This window comes from Flavobacterium rhizosphaerae (assembly GCF_046000445.1).
In the GTDB taxonomy this organism is placed as follows: domain Bacteria; phylum Bacteroidota; class Bacteroidia; order Flavobacteriales; family Flavobacteriaceae; genus Flavobacterium; species Flavobacterium rhizosphaerae.
Genome location: NZ_JBELPZ010000025.1, coordinates 17,307 through 34,283, shown reverse-complemented (window position 1 = coordinate 34,283; position 16,977 = coordinate 17,307). Strand labels below are relative to the sequence as shown.

Annotated in this window: 20 protein-coding genes; 7 read left to right on the top strand and 13 right to left on the bottom strand. The window is 38.5% G+C overall.

The features are described 5' to 3' along the window. Positions 1 to 109 precede the first annotated feature (109 nt). A complete protein-coding gene (locus ABS766_RS16140) occupies positions 110 to 1,333 on the top strand; it encodes a retropepsin-like aspartic protease (protein ID WP_408086233.1) in 1,224 nt (407 codons plus the stop codon). Positions 1,334 to 1,338: 5 nt separating this feature from the next. Here ABS766_RS16140 and ABS766_RS16135 read toward each other — a convergent pair whose 3' ends face one another. Continuing rightward, positions 1,339 to 1,479: a hypothetical protein gene (locus ABS766_RS16135; RefSeq protein WP_408086232.1), complete on the bottom strand. Its 141-nt coding sequence runs from the start codon at positions 1,477 to 1,479 to the stop codon at positions 1,339 to 1,341. A gap of 410 nt (positions 1,480 to 1,889) precedes the next feature. On the opposite strand from ABS766_RS16135, the gene ABS766_RS16130 reads away from it, so the two are divergent. Continuing rightward, the gene (locus ABS766_RS16130) at positions 1,890 to 2,879 is read left to right on the top strand and encodes an SMP-30/gluconolactonase/LRE family protein (RefSeq protein WP_408086231.1); all 990 of its coding nucleotides are present in this window, start codon (positions 1,890 to 1,892) and stop codon (positions 2,877 to 2,879) included. Positions 2,880 to 3,049: 170 nt separating this feature from the next. Here the strand turns inward: ABS766_RS16130 and ABS766_RS16125 are convergent, their stop codons facing one another. The 4 genes from ABS766_RS16125 to ABS766_RS16110 form a co-directional block, all read right to left on the bottom strand. Then, positions 3,050 to 3,676, bottom strand: a complete 627-nt coding sequence (locus ABS766_RS16125) for a porin family protein (RefSeq protein WP_408086230.1) — start codon at positions 3,674 to 3,676, stop codon at positions 3,050 to 3,052. 200 nt (positions 3,677 to 3,876) lie between these two features. Then, positions 3,877 to 4,704, bottom strand: a complete 828-nt coding sequence (locus tag ABS766_RS16120) for an SDR family NAD(P)-dependent oxidoreductase (protein ID WP_408086229.1) — start codon at positions 4,702 to 4,704, stop codon at positions 3,877 to 3,879. 19 nt (positions 4,705 to 4,723) lie between these two features. Next, positions 4,724 to 5,563, bottom strand: coding sequence for an SDR family NAD(P)-dependent oxidoreductase (locus tag ABS766_RS16115; RefSeq protein WP_408086228.1), 840 nt, complete (start codon positions 5,561 to 5,563; stop codon positions 4,724 to 4,726). An 85-nt stretch (positions 5,564 to 5,648) separates the two neighbouring features. Then, positions 5,649 to 6,542, bottom strand: coding sequence for an AraC family transcriptional regulator (locus tag ABS766_RS16110; RefSeq protein WP_408086227.1), 894 nt, complete (start codon positions 6,540 to 6,542; stop codon positions 5,649 to 5,651). A 129-nt stretch (positions 6,543 to 6,671) separates the two neighbouring features. Between ABS766_RS16110 and lipA the strand changes: the two genes are divergently transcribed. From lipA to gap, 3 genes are read left to right on the top strand one after another with little or no spacing between them, the layout of a single operon-like run. Beyond that, positions 6,672 to 7,562 carry a lipoyl synthase gene (lipA, locus tag ABS766_RS16105; protein WP_408086226.1) on the top strand — a complete coding sequence of 297 codons (891 nt, stop codon included), beginning with the start codon at positions 6,672 to 6,674 and terminating at the stop codon, positions 7,560 to 7,562. 7 nt (positions 7,563 to 7,569) lie between these two features. Continuing rightward, complete coding sequence (locus ABS766_RS16100; RefSeq protein WP_408086225.1) at positions 7,570 to 8,121, top strand: GNAT family N-acetyltransferase; 552 nt, start codon at positions 7,570 to 7,572, stop codon at positions 8,119 to 8,121. Continuing rightward, a complete protein-coding gene (gene gap, locus ABS766_RS16095; protein ID WP_408086224.1) occupies positions 8,108 to 9,115 on the top strand; it encodes a type I glyceraldehyde-3-phosphate dehydrogenase in 1,008 nt (335 codons plus the stop codon). Before ABS766_RS16100 ends, gap begins: the two co-directional genes overlap by 14 nt. Here the strand turns inward: gap and rluF are convergent. The 7 genes from rluF to ABS766_RS16060 all read right to left on the bottom strand — a co-directional run bounded on the left by rluF (position 9,112) and on the right by ABS766_RS16060 (position 14,102). After that, positions 9,112 to 9,939, bottom strand: a complete 828-nt coding sequence (rluF, locus tag ABS766_RS16090; protein ID WP_408086223.1) for a 23S rRNA pseudouridine(2604) synthase RluF — start codon at positions 9,937 to 9,939, stop codon at positions 9,112 to 9,114. The two genes, gap and rluF, sit on opposite strands and share 4 nt — an antisense overlap. Before the next feature lie 44 nt (positions 9,940 to 9,983). Beyond that, positions 9,984 to 10,850 (bottom strand): alpha/beta fold hydrolase, encoded by an 867-nt coding sequence (locus tag ABS766_RS16085; RefSeq protein ID WP_408086222.1) that lies wholly within the window; start codon positions 10,848 to 10,850, stop codon positions 9,984 to 9,986. 32 nt (positions 10,851 to 10,882) lie between these two features. Further along, positions 10,883 to 11,662: a zinc ribbon domain-containing protein gene (locus ABS766_RS16080; protein WP_408086221.1), complete on the bottom strand. Its 780-nt coding sequence runs from the start codon at positions 11,660 to 11,662 to the stop codon at positions 10,883 to 10,885. A gap of 127 nt (positions 11,663 to 11,789) precedes the next feature. After that, positions 11,790 to 12,887 carry a Nif3-like dinuclear metal center hexameric protein gene (locus ABS766_RS16075; RefSeq protein WP_408086220.1) on the bottom strand — a complete coding sequence of 366 codons (1,098 nt, stop codon included), beginning with the start codon at positions 12,885 to 12,887 and terminating at the stop codon, positions 11,790 to 11,792. A gap of 86 nt (positions 12,888 to 12,973) precedes the next feature. Beyond that, a complete protein-coding gene (locus ABS766_RS16070) occupies positions 12,974 to 13,456 on the bottom strand; it encodes a hypothetical protein (RefSeq protein WP_408086219.1) in 483 nt (160 codons plus the stop codon). A 129-nt stretch (positions 13,457 to 13,585) separates the two neighbouring features. Continuing rightward, on the bottom strand, positions 13,586 to 13,813 hold the full coding sequence (locus ABS766_RS16065; protein WP_408086218.1) for a hypothetical protein: 228 nt from the start codon (positions 13,811 to 13,813) through the stop codon (positions 13,586 to 13,588). A gap of 70 nt (positions 13,814 to 13,883) precedes the next feature. Further along, positions 13,884 to 14,102, bottom strand: coding sequence for a hypothetical protein (locus ABS766_RS16060; protein ID WP_408086217.1), 219 nt, complete (start codon positions 14,100 to 14,102; stop codon positions 13,884 to 13,886). Positions 14,103 to 14,222: 120 nt separating this feature from the next. Between ABS766_RS16060 and lpxK the strand changes: the two genes are divergently transcribed. Both lpxK and ABS766_RS16050 read left to right on the top strand, forming a co-directional pair. Beyond that, a complete protein-coding gene (gene lpxK / locus ABS766_RS16055) occupies positions 14,223 to 15,248 on the top strand; it encodes a tetraacyldisaccharide 4'-kinase (RefSeq protein WP_408086216.1) in 1,026 nt (341 codons plus the stop codon). Then, on the top strand, positions 15,220 to 16,035 hold the full coding sequence (locus ABS766_RS16050; RefSeq protein ID WP_408086215.1) for a purine-nucleoside phosphorylase: 816 nt from the start codon (positions 15,220 to 15,222) through the stop codon (positions 16,033 to 16,035). Before lpxK ends, ABS766_RS16050 begins: the two co-directional genes overlap by 29 nt. A gap of 46 nt (positions 16,036 to 16,081) precedes the next feature. On the opposite strand, the gene ABS766_RS16045 is transcribed toward ABS766_RS16050, so the two are convergent. Next, positions 16,082 to 16,930 carry an energy transducer TonB gene (locus tag ABS766_RS16045; RefSeq protein ID WP_408086214.1) on the bottom strand — a complete coding sequence of 283 codons (849 nt, stop codon included), beginning with the start codon at positions 16,928 to 16,930 and terminating at the stop codon, positions 16,082 to 16,084. Positions 16,931 to 16,977: the final 47 nt, after the last annotated feature.

Genomic DNA, 16,977 nt, shown 5'->3' with positions numbered 1-16,977 from the left:
ATAAATCAGTAAATAAAGAGAAATCAGAATTGATTATAAAAAAAAGGAGCTGTCCCTTTTGAGACAGCCCCTTTTTTATTTAATTTGGAGGCTACTAACTTTTATAAAAATGAAGTATATTTTATTATTACTATTAGTACCTTTTTTGGTATTGTCACAAACCGATGCACAAAAAGAAGCCATTAAAAACCGTGATAAATACTTATTTGGTACAACGCGCCTGCAGAAAAATTTTGTAAAAACTATTCCTTTTGAATATGGGGTTAATGAAGAGATTGTTGTCCCCGTGCAAATAGGGGGAGAAATATATCACTTTCTTTTTGACACGGGGGCAACTACTATAGTATCTCAGGAAATAAAAGATAAGCTGGAGTTGCATGAGTTGTTTAGTAATGAAATGGTAGACGGTTCAGGGCAAATAGAGCAAATGCCCGTTTATATTTTAGATAAGCTTGCTTTTTCAGATATAGAATTTAAGGATGTAGCGGTAATAGCATCAGACTTTAAAAAATTTGGAAGCCTGTTCTGCGAAAAAATTGACGGATTGCTGGGTACCAACATTATGCGCACCTGCCACTGGAAGATTGATTATAAAAACCGGCAACTTATTATGTCTGACAAAAAAATTAAACCCTCAAAAAATTTCTACCCAATCGATTTTAAAGAGGGTTTTTCCGGTTCACCATTGCTTACAGTTTATATGGGGGGCTATAGCGTAATTATGTTGATGGATACCGGGTATAATGGCGGCTTTTCTATACCCGATAGCCTGTTCTTTAAAAGTGAGAAATTACGCAGCTTACCTTATAATAAAGGATATGGCAACAGTACTATAACGCTTTACAATGCTAAACCCAGGCAAAAATACCTTGCAGCTATAGATTCGGTTTATATAGAAAATAAAAGGCATCTTGTAAAAAATGGGATTGCTGATATAGATGAAGGAGAAACTTTTTTGATAGGTAATGATATTTTTGAGGGTTTTGGCGAGGTTATTCTTGATTGGGATAAAAAAAGAATTTACCTACCGGAAACTGTTGTAGAGGAAGATGACAAATATAATACATTTGGTTTTGGCCCGGCATATGATGATGGTACTATAACTATTGCGCTGGTATGGGAAGGTAGTAGTGCCTTTACACAAGGCTTGGAAGTTGGTGATGTTGTTATTTCAATCAACGGGACAGATTGCCAGAACATTGACCGGAAAAAATGGTGTGCTTTGGTTGGACTTATAAAAAATAAGGAAACAAAAACACTGCCAGTTACAATTAAAAAGAAAGACGGAACAGAGAAAGGCTATATTTTAAAGAGGGGAAACTTGTTTGAATAAAGATGCTAATCAACCGGCCATGTTACATAGGTCATATCAGTATCCGTGCCCTTCCAACGTATTTTAAGGGTATCTTTTTTAAGAAGTGTTATTTCGCCATCTTCAATATAGTTTTCATAAAAAACAGATAATTTATTATCCTTCAATAAATAAGGCATATCTCCATTACCGTCATAATCTACAACATAAAATGATTTGCCTGTTATTTTAAAATCAGCATGGGGTCCGTCAGGGTCAACAGTCCAGATGCTGAAAAGTAAAGTAGTATCAAGGCTGGTTTTATAAAACTATTTTCGGGGCGGTTAATTGTAGTATAAGGCGTTTCGCTATTGTGGTCATATTTTGAGTACATATCTTCCATTGTAGTTAACTCACTTGCGGATACACTATTTTTATGCTCAATATTATATAAAGGTTTGTCCAGACTTTTATTTTGGCATGAAAATATAATTAGGACACAGCATAGGTATAAAAATAGCTTCATAACATTGATTGTTCTTTAATTAAAGATACTGAAATATTTTCTTTAACTTCACTCCCCAAAAATCCAAACTTAATGAGAAAAATATTTTTTGCAGCCCTGTTTGTTAGTATTGCTGCTTTTGCCCAACAGCCTTTGCCAACTATAGGAGACATAGAGGTGTATGATGATGATTTCACTAAACTCGTTCCTGCAGATGCCAAAATAGAAGTATTAGGGACAGGCTTTATATGGAGTGAAGGCCCGGTATGGGTTAAAAACGGGGGGTATTTGCTTTTTAGTGATGCCCCACAAAATACTATGTTTAAATGGGATGAAAAAGAAGGGGTAAAACCTTTTTTAAAACCATCAGGCTACACTGGCCAGGGGCGGTATAGTGATGAGCCCGGCAGTAACGGACTTTTAATAAATAAGGATGGCGAGCTGGTGGCCTGCGAGCATGGTGACCGCCGCATTAGTAAAATGAACCTTACTCTTGGTGGTAAAGTTACCCTGGCAGACAGTTGGGAGGGTAAACGCCTTAACAGCCCTAATGATATTTGTCAACACAGTAATGGCACGTATTATTTTACCGATCCTCCATATGGTTTACCCGATAGAGGTAACGATACCAAAAACCGGGAGCAGCAAAACAATGGTGTATACAGCATAACGCCGGATGGCACAGTGCGTCAGATAGTAGCTGACTTAAAACGCCCTAATGGTGTAGCGCTCTCGCCGGATGAGAAAACCCTTTATGTAAGCCAGAGCGATGGCAGTGGGCCGTATATTATGGTATATCCTGTTGAAAAGGATGGTAAAATAGGCAAAGGAAAAATATTTTTTGACTTTAGCAAACAGCGCGATGAAATAAAAAAAGGCGCTGCCGATGGTATAGAAATAGATACAACCGGTAATATATATGCAGGCGCTGCCAATGGCATTGTTATTATATCACCTCAGGGTAAGGCATTGGGTAGGGTGCACATAGGTGTAGCTACCAGTAATTGTGCCTTTGGCGATGGTTATTTATATATAACAGCACATCATTATATCTGTAGGGTAAAAATAGTATCAAAACAATAAAAGGGGTGTCTCAAAGGTTATCTACAACCAAAATGTCATTGCTATGCCGGTTTGGGAGTTACCCTTGTGCATGACGAAGGAAAATTTCTATATTTAAATAGTTAGACTTTTTACCTTAAATTCATTTCGCTCAAAAATGACACTTTTGAGACACCACCTTTTATTTTCTCTTATAAAAAGCTATATGTAACAGATGCCTGAAAAACAGAGTTTTTTGGACCTTTAGAAAAGCCTATATCTTTTACCATTGAATTTAAACCTAAAACATATCTTAGCGAAGCAGTAAAATCAAAAGGTAATTTATAACTAATGCCTGCAGCAGCAGCTAAGTCAATCCTGTTTATCATTTCATTAATACCCATTGTAATTTTTTCATCATCACTGTATTCATATCGGGTCTCGTAGGTTATTTCTGTTTTTACAAGATATCCTACCTGCGGGCCTGCTTCAATACTCATATTTTCAAAAACATAGTATTTTACCATTACAGGTAAGTTAACATAGTTTAAAATCCATGTAAATTCCTCTTCAACATATTCAAGATCATCATTGATATACCATTCGGTATTATTACAACCCTGCTGAGAAAATAATAATTCAGGCTGAAGCGAAAATTTTTCGCCTAAATGTAATTCTGCAACCCCACCAAAATGTAACCCGACTTTAAAACCATTGTCAGGATGGTTATTAATGACGTCACTGCCATTAGCCCCGGCTTTAATGCCAAATGTAAGATTTTGGGCATTAGTAAATAAACTACCTAAAAGTAATGTACTACAAAAAATAATTTTTTTCATGTTTATTAAAAATTGATTTTAAGAGCACGAAATTACATTTTTTTTCGAAAAAACAAAAATAAAACTCCCCGACTGTTAATCGGGGAGTTCACCTCAAAAAGTTTGCAGCTTATCGCTGTATTAAAAAGGGCACACACATCTATACTTTTCAAAGGTACCCTGTTTATAACTTGCAAAAAATACCTAACAATGGGGATTTTCTAAAAATCAGTAGCAACACTTATTGTTTTCCATGCCTCAATTTCGTTTTCCAGCAGGCTCACTTTGTTTTCGGCCATCTGTACAGCATCTGTACCCAGCATTAAATATAGCGGAGCTTTTTCTTCATTTACTACCTTAATAATTTCGGATACACCTTTTTTAGGATCACCGGGCTGGTTGCCGTTTATCTGGTTTTGGTGCATAATAGTAGATTCTCTAACCTCGCTGTAAGCGTCTAAAGCATTTTTCGGGAGGCTAAGTGAAGAGCCTTCTAAAAAGTTAGTACGGAAATATCCCGGTAACACAAGGGTAGTTTTTATGCCAAAAGGTTTTACTTCAGCAGCAAGAGATTCAGTAAACCCGGCCATGGCAAATTTTGTAGCACAATAAATACCCCAACCGGCAAAGTTGCCGGTTAACCCGGCTATTGATGAAATATTAATGATGTGCCCCTTGCCCTGCTTTCTTAATTGCGGCATTGCATAGCGTATAACATTCAATGCACCGAATACATTTACATCAAAATTTTTACGCGCCTCTGCATCGCTTAGCTCTTCAAGTGCGCCAAGCTGCCCGTATCCTGCATTATTTACCACTACATCTATATTGCCAAAAGCAGCAATAGTTTTCTCGATAGCTGTTTTTACGCTTTGCTCATTCACTATATCAACTTCCAGTGGTAATAAATTGGGATGGGTGCCTGCTGCTTTTTCAAGCCCCGAAAGGCTACGGGAGGTTGCGGCAACATTGTTACCGTCTCTTAATAATTGGGTAATAAACTCTAACCCAAAGCCCTGGCTGGCTCCGGTAATAAACCATGTTTTCATAATATATGTCAGTTAAAAATTAGTAATCTGTAGAAAAACTTATATCCTTATTTTCTTCAAGTTCCTTAGAAAGTGCTTCAATTTGGTCTGCCGCCCTGTTATAGGCATCAGTACCTAAAAACAGGTTTACAGGAGGGTTAGGGTTAAAGCCCAGGTTAATTATAATATCGGCGCCTTTATCGGGATTGCCTGCCTGTTTGCCATTATAAGCTTTAAACCTGTTGTGTGTTTCGCGTATATTGCTATAAGCATCAATGGGGGTTTTAGGCAGGGCGATAGAATCTTCTGTTAAAAACTCTGTACGAAAAGCCCCGGGGGAAACTGTTGTTACTTTTATACCTAAAGATTTCACGTCTTGAGCCAAAACACCGGTTAACCCGGTAACGGCAAATTTTGTAGAATTATAAGGTGCCCAGCCAATGCCGGGAGCAAACCCTGCTATAGATGAAATATTGATGATGTGTCCGCCTTTTTGTTTACGCATATAAGGCAGGGTATGCCTTATGGTATTTACGGTGCCAAAAACATTAATTTCAAAAACATTCCGTATTTCGGCATCGGTTACTTCTTCCAGGCTACCGCCAAGCCCATAGCCTGCATTATTAATAAGTACATCTATACTGCCAAATGTAGCCGCAGTTTTATCAATAGCAGCTTTTACAGAGGTATCATTACCCAATGTTACTTCCAGCGGTAAAAAATTGGAAGCATTGCTACCCACAACCTCGGCAAGTTTTTTTGCATTGCGTGATGTAGCTGCAATATTTTGCCCGTTAGCCAAAAGCTTTTTAACTATAATTAACCCAAAGCCTTTAGAAGCACCTGTAATAAACCATGTTTTAATTGTTTGATTTTGCATAACTTATTGTTTTTTATTTACAGTGCAAAGTTATGAAGCTATAAAGGGCGGGTTATTACGCAGGGCAAACCAATGATTGCAAAAATCAAACAGTTCGGTATTTTCCGGGAGCGATTTCAGTTTGTTTTTTAAAAAAATTACTAAAATGGCTGGGTTCTTCAAATCCAAGGCTGTTGCTTATTTCAGCAATGTTCCAGTCGGTATGCTTTAAAAGTGTTTTAGCTTCAGATAACAGCCTTTCGCTTATTAGGGTACTGGTGGTTTTGCCGGTAGTGTTTTTTACGGCACGGTTAAGATGGTTTACATGCACGGAAAGTGATGTTGCATAATCTGCTGCACTGCGCATAACAAAACGCTGGCCAGGCGTTTCTATAGGGAACTGCCTCTCTAACAATTCTGTGAAAACGGCTGTAATGCGCGAATTGGCATTAGGGTGATCATATAAATTAACCAATGGCTCATTTTTTAGCGACGTATGTATAAGCTCGTTTAAGTAACTATGTAATAAATCATACTTAAAAGTATAATCGTTATTAATTTCTTTAAGCATTTTTTCAAAAATGGAACATATCACATTTTCCTGCTCAATGTTGAGGCTGTAAGAAGGCTTACCTCCCACGGTAAACATAGGTAACTCTGATAAGGCGATACGTGAGCGTTCTATAAAAAAAGCGGGTGTAAAAATGCAGAAGAAACCCGTAGCCTCGCCAGAAATATGTTCCCAGGTATAAGGCACCTGTGGGTTAAAAAATATCATGGAAGTGCCATTAACCTCTATGCTTTTATCGGCATAATGGTATCGGTTTGTGCCGCGTATAACTGTTATTTTATAATAATCACGCCTTGCATAACGCACCGGAGAGTCATGCAGGCAGTCCTCTAGGCGAAAAACATTAAAGTGGCCTGCACTGCTGCTTATGTCTTTTGGTATCTGTTTTAATTTTTCCCTGTAAAACTCATCTATGCTCTGTGTATCCATCAGTTTGGTGTTGTAAAATTCAAACAAAGGTACAAAATAATGTTTTGTATGGCCATACCGCTACATAACGTTGCATATTGTTTTATTCTAAACATAATACTGTATCTTTGCATACGTAAAGTTTAATGTATGGAAACTGTTGTAAACACTTCACGTCCCGTTGCAGCAAACGGGCAACTGACTCAAAAACCAAAATGGCTTAGGGTAAAACTGCCTACAGGCCAAAAATATACTGAACTTCGTGGGCTTGTAGATAAATATAAGCTGCATACCATATGTACTTCAGGTAGTTGCCCTAATATGGGTGAATGCTGGGGGGAGGGTACAGCCACTTTTATGATTTTAGGTAATATTTGTACCCGTTCATGCGGCTTTTGCGGTGTAAAAACCGGACGTCCGGAAACGGTAGATTGGGATGAGCCTGAAAAAGTAGCACGCTCTATTAAACTTATGAAAATTAAACATGCGGTTATTACCAGTGTAGACCGTGATGATTTAAAAGATATGGGTTCTATTATCTGGGCAGAAACTGTTAAAGCTATACGCAGGATGAACCCGGAAACAACCCTTGAAACCCTTATACCCGATTTTCAGGGTGTAGAACGCCATATAGACCGTATTGTAGCTGTAGCGCCTGAAGTGGTGAGCCATAATATGGAAACAGTTAAAAGGCTAACCCGCGAGGTGCGTATACAGGCCAAATATGAGCGTAGCCTTGAGGTATTAAATTACCTTAAAAAAAGCGGTATAAATCGGACCAAATCGGGTATTATGCTTGGCCTTGGCGAAACTGAAGCAGAGGTTTTACAAACTATGGAAGACCTACGCAATGTAAACCTTGATGTGCTTACCATTGGGCAGTACCTGCAACCTAGTAAAAAACACCTGCCTGTAAAAGAATTTATTACACCAGACCAGTTTAAAAAATATGAGGAGATAGGCCTTGATATGGGTTTCCGTCATGTAGAAAGTGGCGCCTTGGTACGTTCATCCTATAAAGCACAAAAACACATTTTATAAAGGTGTTTTGAGGTTTGATGAATTATATACAGAGCGGCTAATCCTGAGGATTATTACCCCTGAGGTGCTTGATTATGCATACAACTATCTTTCTGACTGGCAGGTTATGGAACTTATGGGTTTTTCTTCTGAAGCAGTATTGCAAAGAGAGAAAGAAAAATACAATAAAGGCCTCACTACATTTAATAAATCATTCCTTTATTTTATTCTTACTGACAGGGCAGACCAAAAAGTAATAGGGTGGTGCGGGTACCACACATGGTATATAGACCATAACCGCGCTGAATTGGGCTATGGATTGTATTATGATGATTATAAGCAACACGGCCTGATGAGTGAAGCCCTTAAAGAAATTTTGGTGTACGGTTTCAGGGTGATGGCACTCCACCGGATAGAGGCATTTACGGCTACAAACAATACAGCCAGTATAAAAACACTTCAAAAATTTGGTTTCAGGCAAGAGGCTACCCTGCGTGAACATTACCTGGTAAATGGTAAAATGGAAGACAGTCTTTTGTTTTCGCTGTTAAAGATTGAATTTAATCATGGAAAAAACTAAAATAGGTATTAATGGTTTTGGCCGTATAGGGCGAAACCTCTTCCGTTTGCTTATTAACCACCCTGCTGTTGAAGTTGTAGTTGTTAATGATATAGCCGATACCACCACAATGGCACACCTGCTGAAATATGACAGTATACATGGTGTATTGCCTTATCAGGTTTCGCATTCTGAATCTTCAATAATTGTAGATGGTAAAACCTGTCTTTTTACCCGTGTTGCCAATGTTGATGATATAGACTGGAAAGCCTGTGGTGTAGATATAGTGATTGAGTCAACGGGAAAGTTTAAAACTTATGACGAGGCCTATAGACATATAACGGGCGGGGCGAAAAAGGTAATTCTCTCAGCCCCGCCCGAAGACGACCGCATTAAAACGGTGGTGATGGGTATTAATGATTATATACTGGATGGTAGCGAGGTTATTATAAGCAATGCCAGCTGCACCACCAATAATGCTGCGCCCATGATGAAAGTTATTAATGAGCTTTGTGGTATTAAACAGGCTTATATAACAACGGTGCATTCTTATACTACCGACCAGAGCCTGCATGATCAGCCTCATAAAGACCTACGCCGTGCACGGGGAGCTGCACAAAGTATTGTACCCACTACCACAGGGGCAGCTAAGGCACTTACTAAAATATTTCCTGAATTTGAAGGGAAAATTGGGGGTGGGGGTATTCGGGTACCGGTACCTGATGGTTCTCTTACCGATATTACCTGCTATGTAGAACGTCAAGTAAGTATAGAAGAAATTAATGCCGCTTTTAAAACTGCTTCAGAAAACGGACTTAAAGGGATACTTGCCTATACAGAAGACCCTATAGTATCGGTAGATGTATTGGGTAACCGCCACTCCTGCCTGTTTGATGCACAACTTACTTCTGTTATAGATAAAATGGTGAAAGTAGTAGGGTGGTATGATAATGAAATTGGCTACTCTTCAAGGCTAATTGATTTGATTCAATTTATAAGTAAAGAAGATTTTTAATTTCTTTTCCTGAATCCTCTATTAGCGGTACCGCCACTTTTGCTATTGCCATACTGCGTCTTTGGCGCGCTAACTTTTTGTTTTAAGGGTGGCAGGCTGGCCTCTTCGGTTTTACTGCTGGGTGCTATAAGTGTATTAAGTTCCTCTATTTCTGCCGGGGTTAAATCTCTGTAGCGCCCAACAGCAACATCAAGCGAAATGTTAATGATGCGTATACGCTTAAGGGCTGTAACTTCATACCCCAGATACTCGCACATGCGGCGTATCTGCCTGTTTAACCCCTGGGTTAAAATAATCCTGAAAATATATTTACTTATTTGCTCAACTTTGCACTTTCGGGTAACAGTATCAAGTATAGGTACACCATTGCCCATACTTTTTATAAAACGCTCGGTTATAGGTTTATTTACCGTTACAATATATTCCTTTTCGTGGTTGTTGCGGGCACGTAGTATTTTATTTACAATATCCCCGTCATCGGTCATAAAAATCAAGCCTTCGCTCGCTTTATCTAACCTGCCAATAGGAAAAATACGGGTAGGATAATTAATATAATCTACAATATTATTACGTACATCAGTATTGGTGGTGCATTCTATACCCACTGGTTTATTAAAGGCCAGGTAAATATTTTTTTTATTTTTTTCAACTATAAGCTTGCCATCAATACGTATTTCATCATCAGGCGTTACTTTGGTTCCCATTTCCGGCACTATACTGTTTAGCGTAACACGGCCTTCTTCAATTAGCCTGTCGGCCTCACGGCGTGAGCAATACCCTGTTTCCGAAATAAATTTATTCAGGCGTTTCCCTTCGTTTCCCATACATCAAAATTAATCAGCAATAAGGCAATTTACAAATTAAAAAGCTAAGTGATGGATTTGTGCTTTGTGAAAATAAAACTGTAAATTTTTCTATACATAGCATCATCATGCATGCTGTGCCCCAAGCCTTTTGTAATTAAAAATTCAGCATCAGGCCATGCCTCGGCTATTTTTTTTGCGTCTTTAAGCGGAACGGTTTTATCCTTATTGTCATGGATTAGCAGTCCCTCAATTTTTATTTCGGAGGCAAAGGTATCGCCACAAAACAAGTCTGGCTCCATACCATAAACATTTGCCAGATGCTTTTTCATGAGGGTGCGTATTTTACTGTTAAGCCTTAAGTTGCGAGTAAAATTTTTCAATATCATATTAAAGTCGCAAGGTGCGCCCATTACAATAAGCTTTTTTATAATATCTTGTTTATAAGTAGCCTGATAATACAGGGCAGTAATGCCGCCCAGTGAATGCCCCACCATTGCAAAGGGTCGGCATTGTTTAACAATGTAATCTACAAATTTGGCATACAGGGGTATACTAAATTCCGTGCCCGAAGAAAGCCCGTGGGCCGGTGCATCAAGCGCTATAATAGTGCAACCCGATTTTTTAAGATAAGAAATAAGCAATTTCCAGCGGGATGCATTGCTTTCCCAACCGTGCACCAGTAATACCGTTTCTTTACCGGGCATACCAGCCCACGTGTACATCTGGAAGATGTTGTTGTTTATAGTAACCATTTCGGCCTTTGCCTCCTTTAGTATACCTGGTAATTTATTTTGGATTAATTTTCCGGCTCTCGGGCCACTAAAGTATCTATAGGCCAAAGAAAGTGCCTTTTGCGGTTTGATATAGCTAAGCAGGTTGATGTAGCCTCCTATAAGTTTTGCTATAACGGTTAATAATAACTCACGCATATTTAAAAACCCCGCTGTTGCGGGGCTTTATTTTATAGTTTAGCGAACAATTGTTCCATTTTTTCCCGTTCTTCATCAGCAAGGGCAGAGTCAACTAAAATTCTTCCGCTGTGTTCGTCAGTGATTATTTTTTTGCGTGAGGCAATTTCCATCTGCGTTTGTGGTGGTATGGTAAAAAAAGAACCGGCACTGGCGCCCCTTTCTATCGAAACAATAGCAAGGCCATTGCGAACGCTGGTACGTATCCTGTTATAAGCTGCTAAAAGCCTCTCTTCAATCTGAGCCTGGTATTCGGCAGATTTTTCTAATAAAAACTGTTCTTCTTTTTCGGTTTCGCTCATAATGGCGTCAAGCTCCGATTTTTTATGCTGAAGGTGCGTTCTTTTATCTTCAAGCTTTTGCTCGCTTTGAGTAATTGTTTCTTTTTTATGCTCAATAGAAGCCTTCATTTCTTTAATGTGCTTTTGGGCAAGTTGAATTTCAAGCTCTTGATATTCAACTTCTTTGGTAAGTGAGTTGAATTCCCTGTTATTACGCACATTTTTTTGCTGCTCAGTATATTTTTTTATACCTGCTTTATGTTCGTCTATGGCATTATTTTTTTCTTTGATCTGGTCTTCTATAGATTCCAGGTCAGCTTTAAGTTTATCCAGTCTTTTAGAAAGACCCTCTACTTCATCTTCAAGGTCTTCTACTTCCAGCGGAAGTTCTCCTCTTACATTCCTAATTTCATCAATCCTTGAGTCGATTAACTGTAGGTCATAAAGTGCCCTGAGTTTATCTTCAACACTTAATTCTTTGGTATTCGCCATATTGAAAAAGTACTTATCTTAATTTGTTAAAGCCGTAAAATGATTTGCAAAAATAAGGATTTATTTTTGTTTTGTAAAGAACAATTTTTATTTTATCTATACATTTTAAAATCATGATTTTATGTTCTTAATTAAAATACCGTACGGGATTCGTATTAGTTTGGGTGATGGTAATACTTACACCATTACTGTGTTCTTTTAGCCATTGGGCTATATAATCAGCAGTATAGCGTTCACTTTCATAGTGGCCGATGTCAGCTAATAAAAGTTTGCCTTCCGCTTCATAAAACTGATGATATTTCAGGTCTGCCGTAAGGTAAGCATCTGCATTGGCAGCAATAGCATTTTTTATGGCAAAACTACCTGATCCGCCCAATACGGCTACTTTTTTTATTTTCTTTCCTGTAAATACGCTATGCCTTATACCGCCTGCCTGCATTTTGTGTTTAACCAGTTGTAAAAAATCGCCCTCATCCATAGCTTCCGGAAATTCGCCTACCATACCCAGCCCTATATTCTGATGGCTGTTTTCAAGGTTGTATATTTCGTAAGCCACCTCTTCGTATATGTGGTTGGTGAACAGGGCATTTAAAATTTCGTTTTTAAGATGCTTTTCAAAAGTTACTTCTATTTTTATTTCCGGGGCCTCTGTAAATTCTCCTTTTACCCCAATTTGCGGATTACTGTTTTCATTACCCTTATAAGTGCCTGACCCCTGGCTGTTAAAACTACAGTTTTCATAATTACCAATATTACCTGCACCTGCTTCAAAAAGCGCATTCCGCACTTTTTCATGGTTTTCTAGTACAGTGTAGGTAACCAGCTTTTGTATGAATCCCTGCTTTGGTACCAATATTTTAGTATTGATAAGCCCCAATGCATTGCAAATTATTTTATTTACGCCGTTTTTGTGGTTATCCAGTGCAGTATGTACAGCATATATAGCAATATCATGTTTTATCGCTTTAATAAGGGCACGTTCAACATAGTTTTTACCCGTTATTTTTTTTATCCCTGAAAAAAGTATAGGGTGGAAACATACTACCAGGTTGCAGTTTTTAGCGATGGCTTCATCAATAACAGCCTCAAGGGCATCATGACAAACTAATATACCTGTAACAGTATCGCGGCGGTTTCCGGCAAGCAGCCCCACATTATCAAAATCTTCCGCATATGCGGTTGGAGCCATTTTTTCAAGTAAAGTAATTATTTCGTGTAATTTCATTGTAAGGTATTGTACAATCAAATGTAACAAATAAAAAACTGCCCGCAAAAAGCGGGCAGTTCAGTTATATACTTTATAATATAAATTTAGTTACAGTCGGTAAACATTTCCTGTGCCTGTATATATTGGCTATATGCAATACCCATATCTATTTCTCCAATAAAAGCATTGCCGTTTGTGCCTTTACAAACTTCGGTAGCAGGTACAGGTACGTTGTTTATCTCATATGCTGCACAGGTAACACAGTTATCGGTTGCTTCTCCCGGCTCATTACTGCCACCACCACCTTCACCGGGCTCATCAACACCTCCAATACCGGCAAAATCGTTTTGACAGTAAAGTGAAAAATAATATTCGGGATCTAAACCGGTATTACCGTTATTAACATACGCTATGGTATCTGCGCTTACGCAAACCTCATAATCCTGATTTCCAAATTGCTCCTGGTATTCAATTTCGCAAACCTGGCATACAACATAATTAATATGTGGCTGGGTATCTTCGTCAGAGCAGGCTACAAAAACCAACGATGCTATAACAGCTATAGGTACTACTAATAATTTTTTCATTGAGCAAATTTTATTTCTGATACAGCAAAAAAATGAAAAAGGTGCATTATATCCAAATGTTTGCGTTAAAACTTTGCAAAATATTTGAATACGTGTAGTGTTAACCATTTAAATTTCATCATAAAAGAGCTACTGGCATATATATCCTGAATTTTCAAGACTGTCAATATAGGCGCTATACGTTGTATCAGTGTCATAACCGTCTGATATGGCATTGCCATTTTTGTTGCACACATCAATATTATCATTATTGCCCTCCTGAGAGTAAGTACATACTATACAACTTCCATCATCTGATGAACAGGCCCAAAATGTGGCGAGCGTTAAAATGGCCAAACAAATAAAAAGTTTTTTCATGATAGATTTTGGTATTTGATGCGTGCAAATAAAATTAATACTATTATGCCATTTTAATAATTGGCAAAAACTAATTGCAGTCCAGATCGCTGATGTAGCTATAAAAATTAACACCGGAATCTACACCGCTATAATAGGCGTTTCCGTTTTCACCTTCGCATACTTCTGTATTACTTCCGGCAATTTGGCAGGTAACACAGTTATTGTCATTGTTATTACTATCGTCTGAAGAACAGGCTGAAATTGAAAGAATTGCTAATAAGGCTACTGCAAGGTATAGTTTTTTCATGTGAGATTTATTTTGTGTTTTACAAATAAAAAGTTTAAATATCATTTATGTTTATAAAGGAATGTTAAAAAGTTAACTGCAATGCCATAGCGAAAATTATATTTAAACTATTTTAGCAAAGTGAAATATTTAAGGAAAATACTACTGCCTTTTTCTGTTGTGTATTGGGTTGTTACCAGCCTCAGAAATTTGTTTTACAATACAGGTATTTTTAAGTCATACAAATTTAGCTTGCCTGTTATAGCTATAGGGAATTTGAGCACAGGTGGCACCGGTAAAACCCCGCAAACAGAATATCTTATCAGGTTGCTTAAAGACAGATACAGCCTTGCTGTATTAAGCAGGGGATACCGCAGGAGCACTAAAGGCTTTGTTTTGGCTGACGCAAATAGTACACCCCGTCAGATTGGTGATGAGCCTTCTCAGATGCATGCTAAATTTTCGCAGATTACCGTAGCGGTAGATGCTGACCGTTGTAATGGCATAACACAATTATTAAAGCACTTAACCAAACCGGAAATTATTGTATTGGACGATGCTTACCAGCACCGTAGGTTAAAAGCGGGCTTTTATATTTTGCTAACAGCTTATGGAGATTTATATGCAGATGATTGGTTGCTGCCTGCCGGCAACCTGCGCGAAAGTTGCAGCGGAGCCCAAAGGGCAAATGTTATTGTAGTTACTAAATGCCCTGCTGATATGTTATTAAGTGAACAACAAAAGATAAAAGATAAACTGCACAGATATAGCGCTCAGGAGGTGTGTTTTACTACAGTATCTTATGATGATTCAGTATATAACGGTACGCTGAAAATTCCGGTTGAAGAACTCTACAAAACAGAGAAAGTACTTGTTGCAGGCATAGCAAAACCAAAAACTTTTTTTGATTACCTGTCTGACGGTAGTACAGTTTGCAAGGCATACCCGGATCACCATGATTTTACAAGTAATGAGCTGGATGAGTTAAGTAAAATAGCAAAGGAAAAACTTATTGTTACTACTGAGAAAGATTATGTAAGACTGAAAGGGAAAATTCCATCAGAAAAATTATTTTACCTACCCATGCAAACCGTATTTATTTCAGGAGGTAGTATCTTTAATAAAAAAATAACAGATTATGTGGAACAAAGTTCAGGAAGCCGTTGAGTATATAAAAGATAAAACCGGTTTTACCCCGGAATACGGTGTTATACTGGGGTCAGGCTTGGGAGATTTTACTGAAGAAATAACTATTGAACATACCCTGCCTTATACAGAATTGCCTAATTTCCCTGTAACTACCGTGTCCGGGCATCACGGTCAACTGATATTTGGAACTATAGGCCAGAAGAAAGTGGTAGCCATGCAGGGCAGGTTTCATTACTACGAGGGACATAGTATGCAGGACGTTACTTTTCCTGTTAGGGTAATGAAACAACTTGGTGTGCAAAAACTGCTTGTTTCTAATGCTTCTGGTGGTGTTAACCCATATTACAAAGTAGGGGATATTGTTGTTATTTATGACCATATTAACCTGATGCCGGAACACCCGTTGCGGGGAGCAAATGACGAGCGTTTTGGGCCACGCTTTGTAAACATGTCTGAACCTTATAGCCGCAAAATGATAAAAGCAGCTAAAGAAGTTGCCATATCAAACCATATTGATGTAAAAGATGGTATTTACCTGGCGTTGCAGGGGCCTACTTTTGAAACACTTTCTGAATACCGTATGGTAAAAATACTTGGGGCCGATTGTGTAGGTATGAGCACAGTGCCCGAGGTTATAGTGGCCCGGCATATGGGTATAGAATGTTTTGGGGTATCTGTAATTACCGATATGGGAGATACTAAAGAGAGCATGGGCGATGTAAGCCATGAAGAAGTGCTTCAGACTGCTAAAACAGCCGAACCTAAAATACGGAAACTAATACGTGAACTGATTATAAAGTATTAAAAAAAAGCCCTCTCGTTTTGGAGGGCTTTTAGTTGCTATATTTATTTTAATGAACCTGTACAGTAATGGGCAGGCTGTATGAAGTTCTTACTTTAATCCCGTTTTTAACTCCGGGTTCCCATTTGGTTTTAATTGATTTTAAAACGCGTATGGCTTCTTGTGCTATGCCATAACCCGGATCACGGCCTACTTTTATATTAGACATAGAGCCATCCTTTTCTACTATAAAAGACACATATACTTTAAGTGTCATGGCATTTGAGGCATCGGGCACACGGAATTTGCGGCTTACTTCGCTATAAAAATTCTGTAATCCGCCTGGAAATTCAGGTTTAATATCTACGGTGCCAAGATTTTCAGAGCCTTCAGGTATTCCTGCTGCGCTTGTGCCATGTCCTGACGGAGCTGTACCAATAGGGTCTCCTAGGTCTATACCATCTAATCCAGTACCGGGATCGGTTACCGGTCCGGGATTTGTGTTTTCAAAGTCTTCCATGGTAGGAACATCATCTACAGGTGAAGAGGTAGGACTTAACGGTTTTAATGCTGTAGTTGGCTGTGTGGGGCGTGGCGCAGCGCTTTGTACTGGCTCAGTGTTTTCAGGAGGTGTTTCCGGTGTTTTTGGTTTTTCCGGTTGCTCCAGTACATGAACAACAATAGAGTCATTTATAATTGGTGGTGTATTGCTGTTACCCGGTACATTGTTATTATTGGCAAACCTGCTTGATATTGCGGGTATGGCAATTAACACACCCAAAAGCAGTATACCCGATATAAGGGCGAGCAGGGTGGTTTTATTGTCATCGCGGCGTAGCTGGTAGGCGCCGTAGGTTTGGTTTCGGCCTTCAAAAACAAGGTCAATCCATTCTTGATTAAAAACATTGGCTTTAGACATAGTAGAAGCGATTTAGGGTTGGTAATCAGTGTATAGTATATTACTTA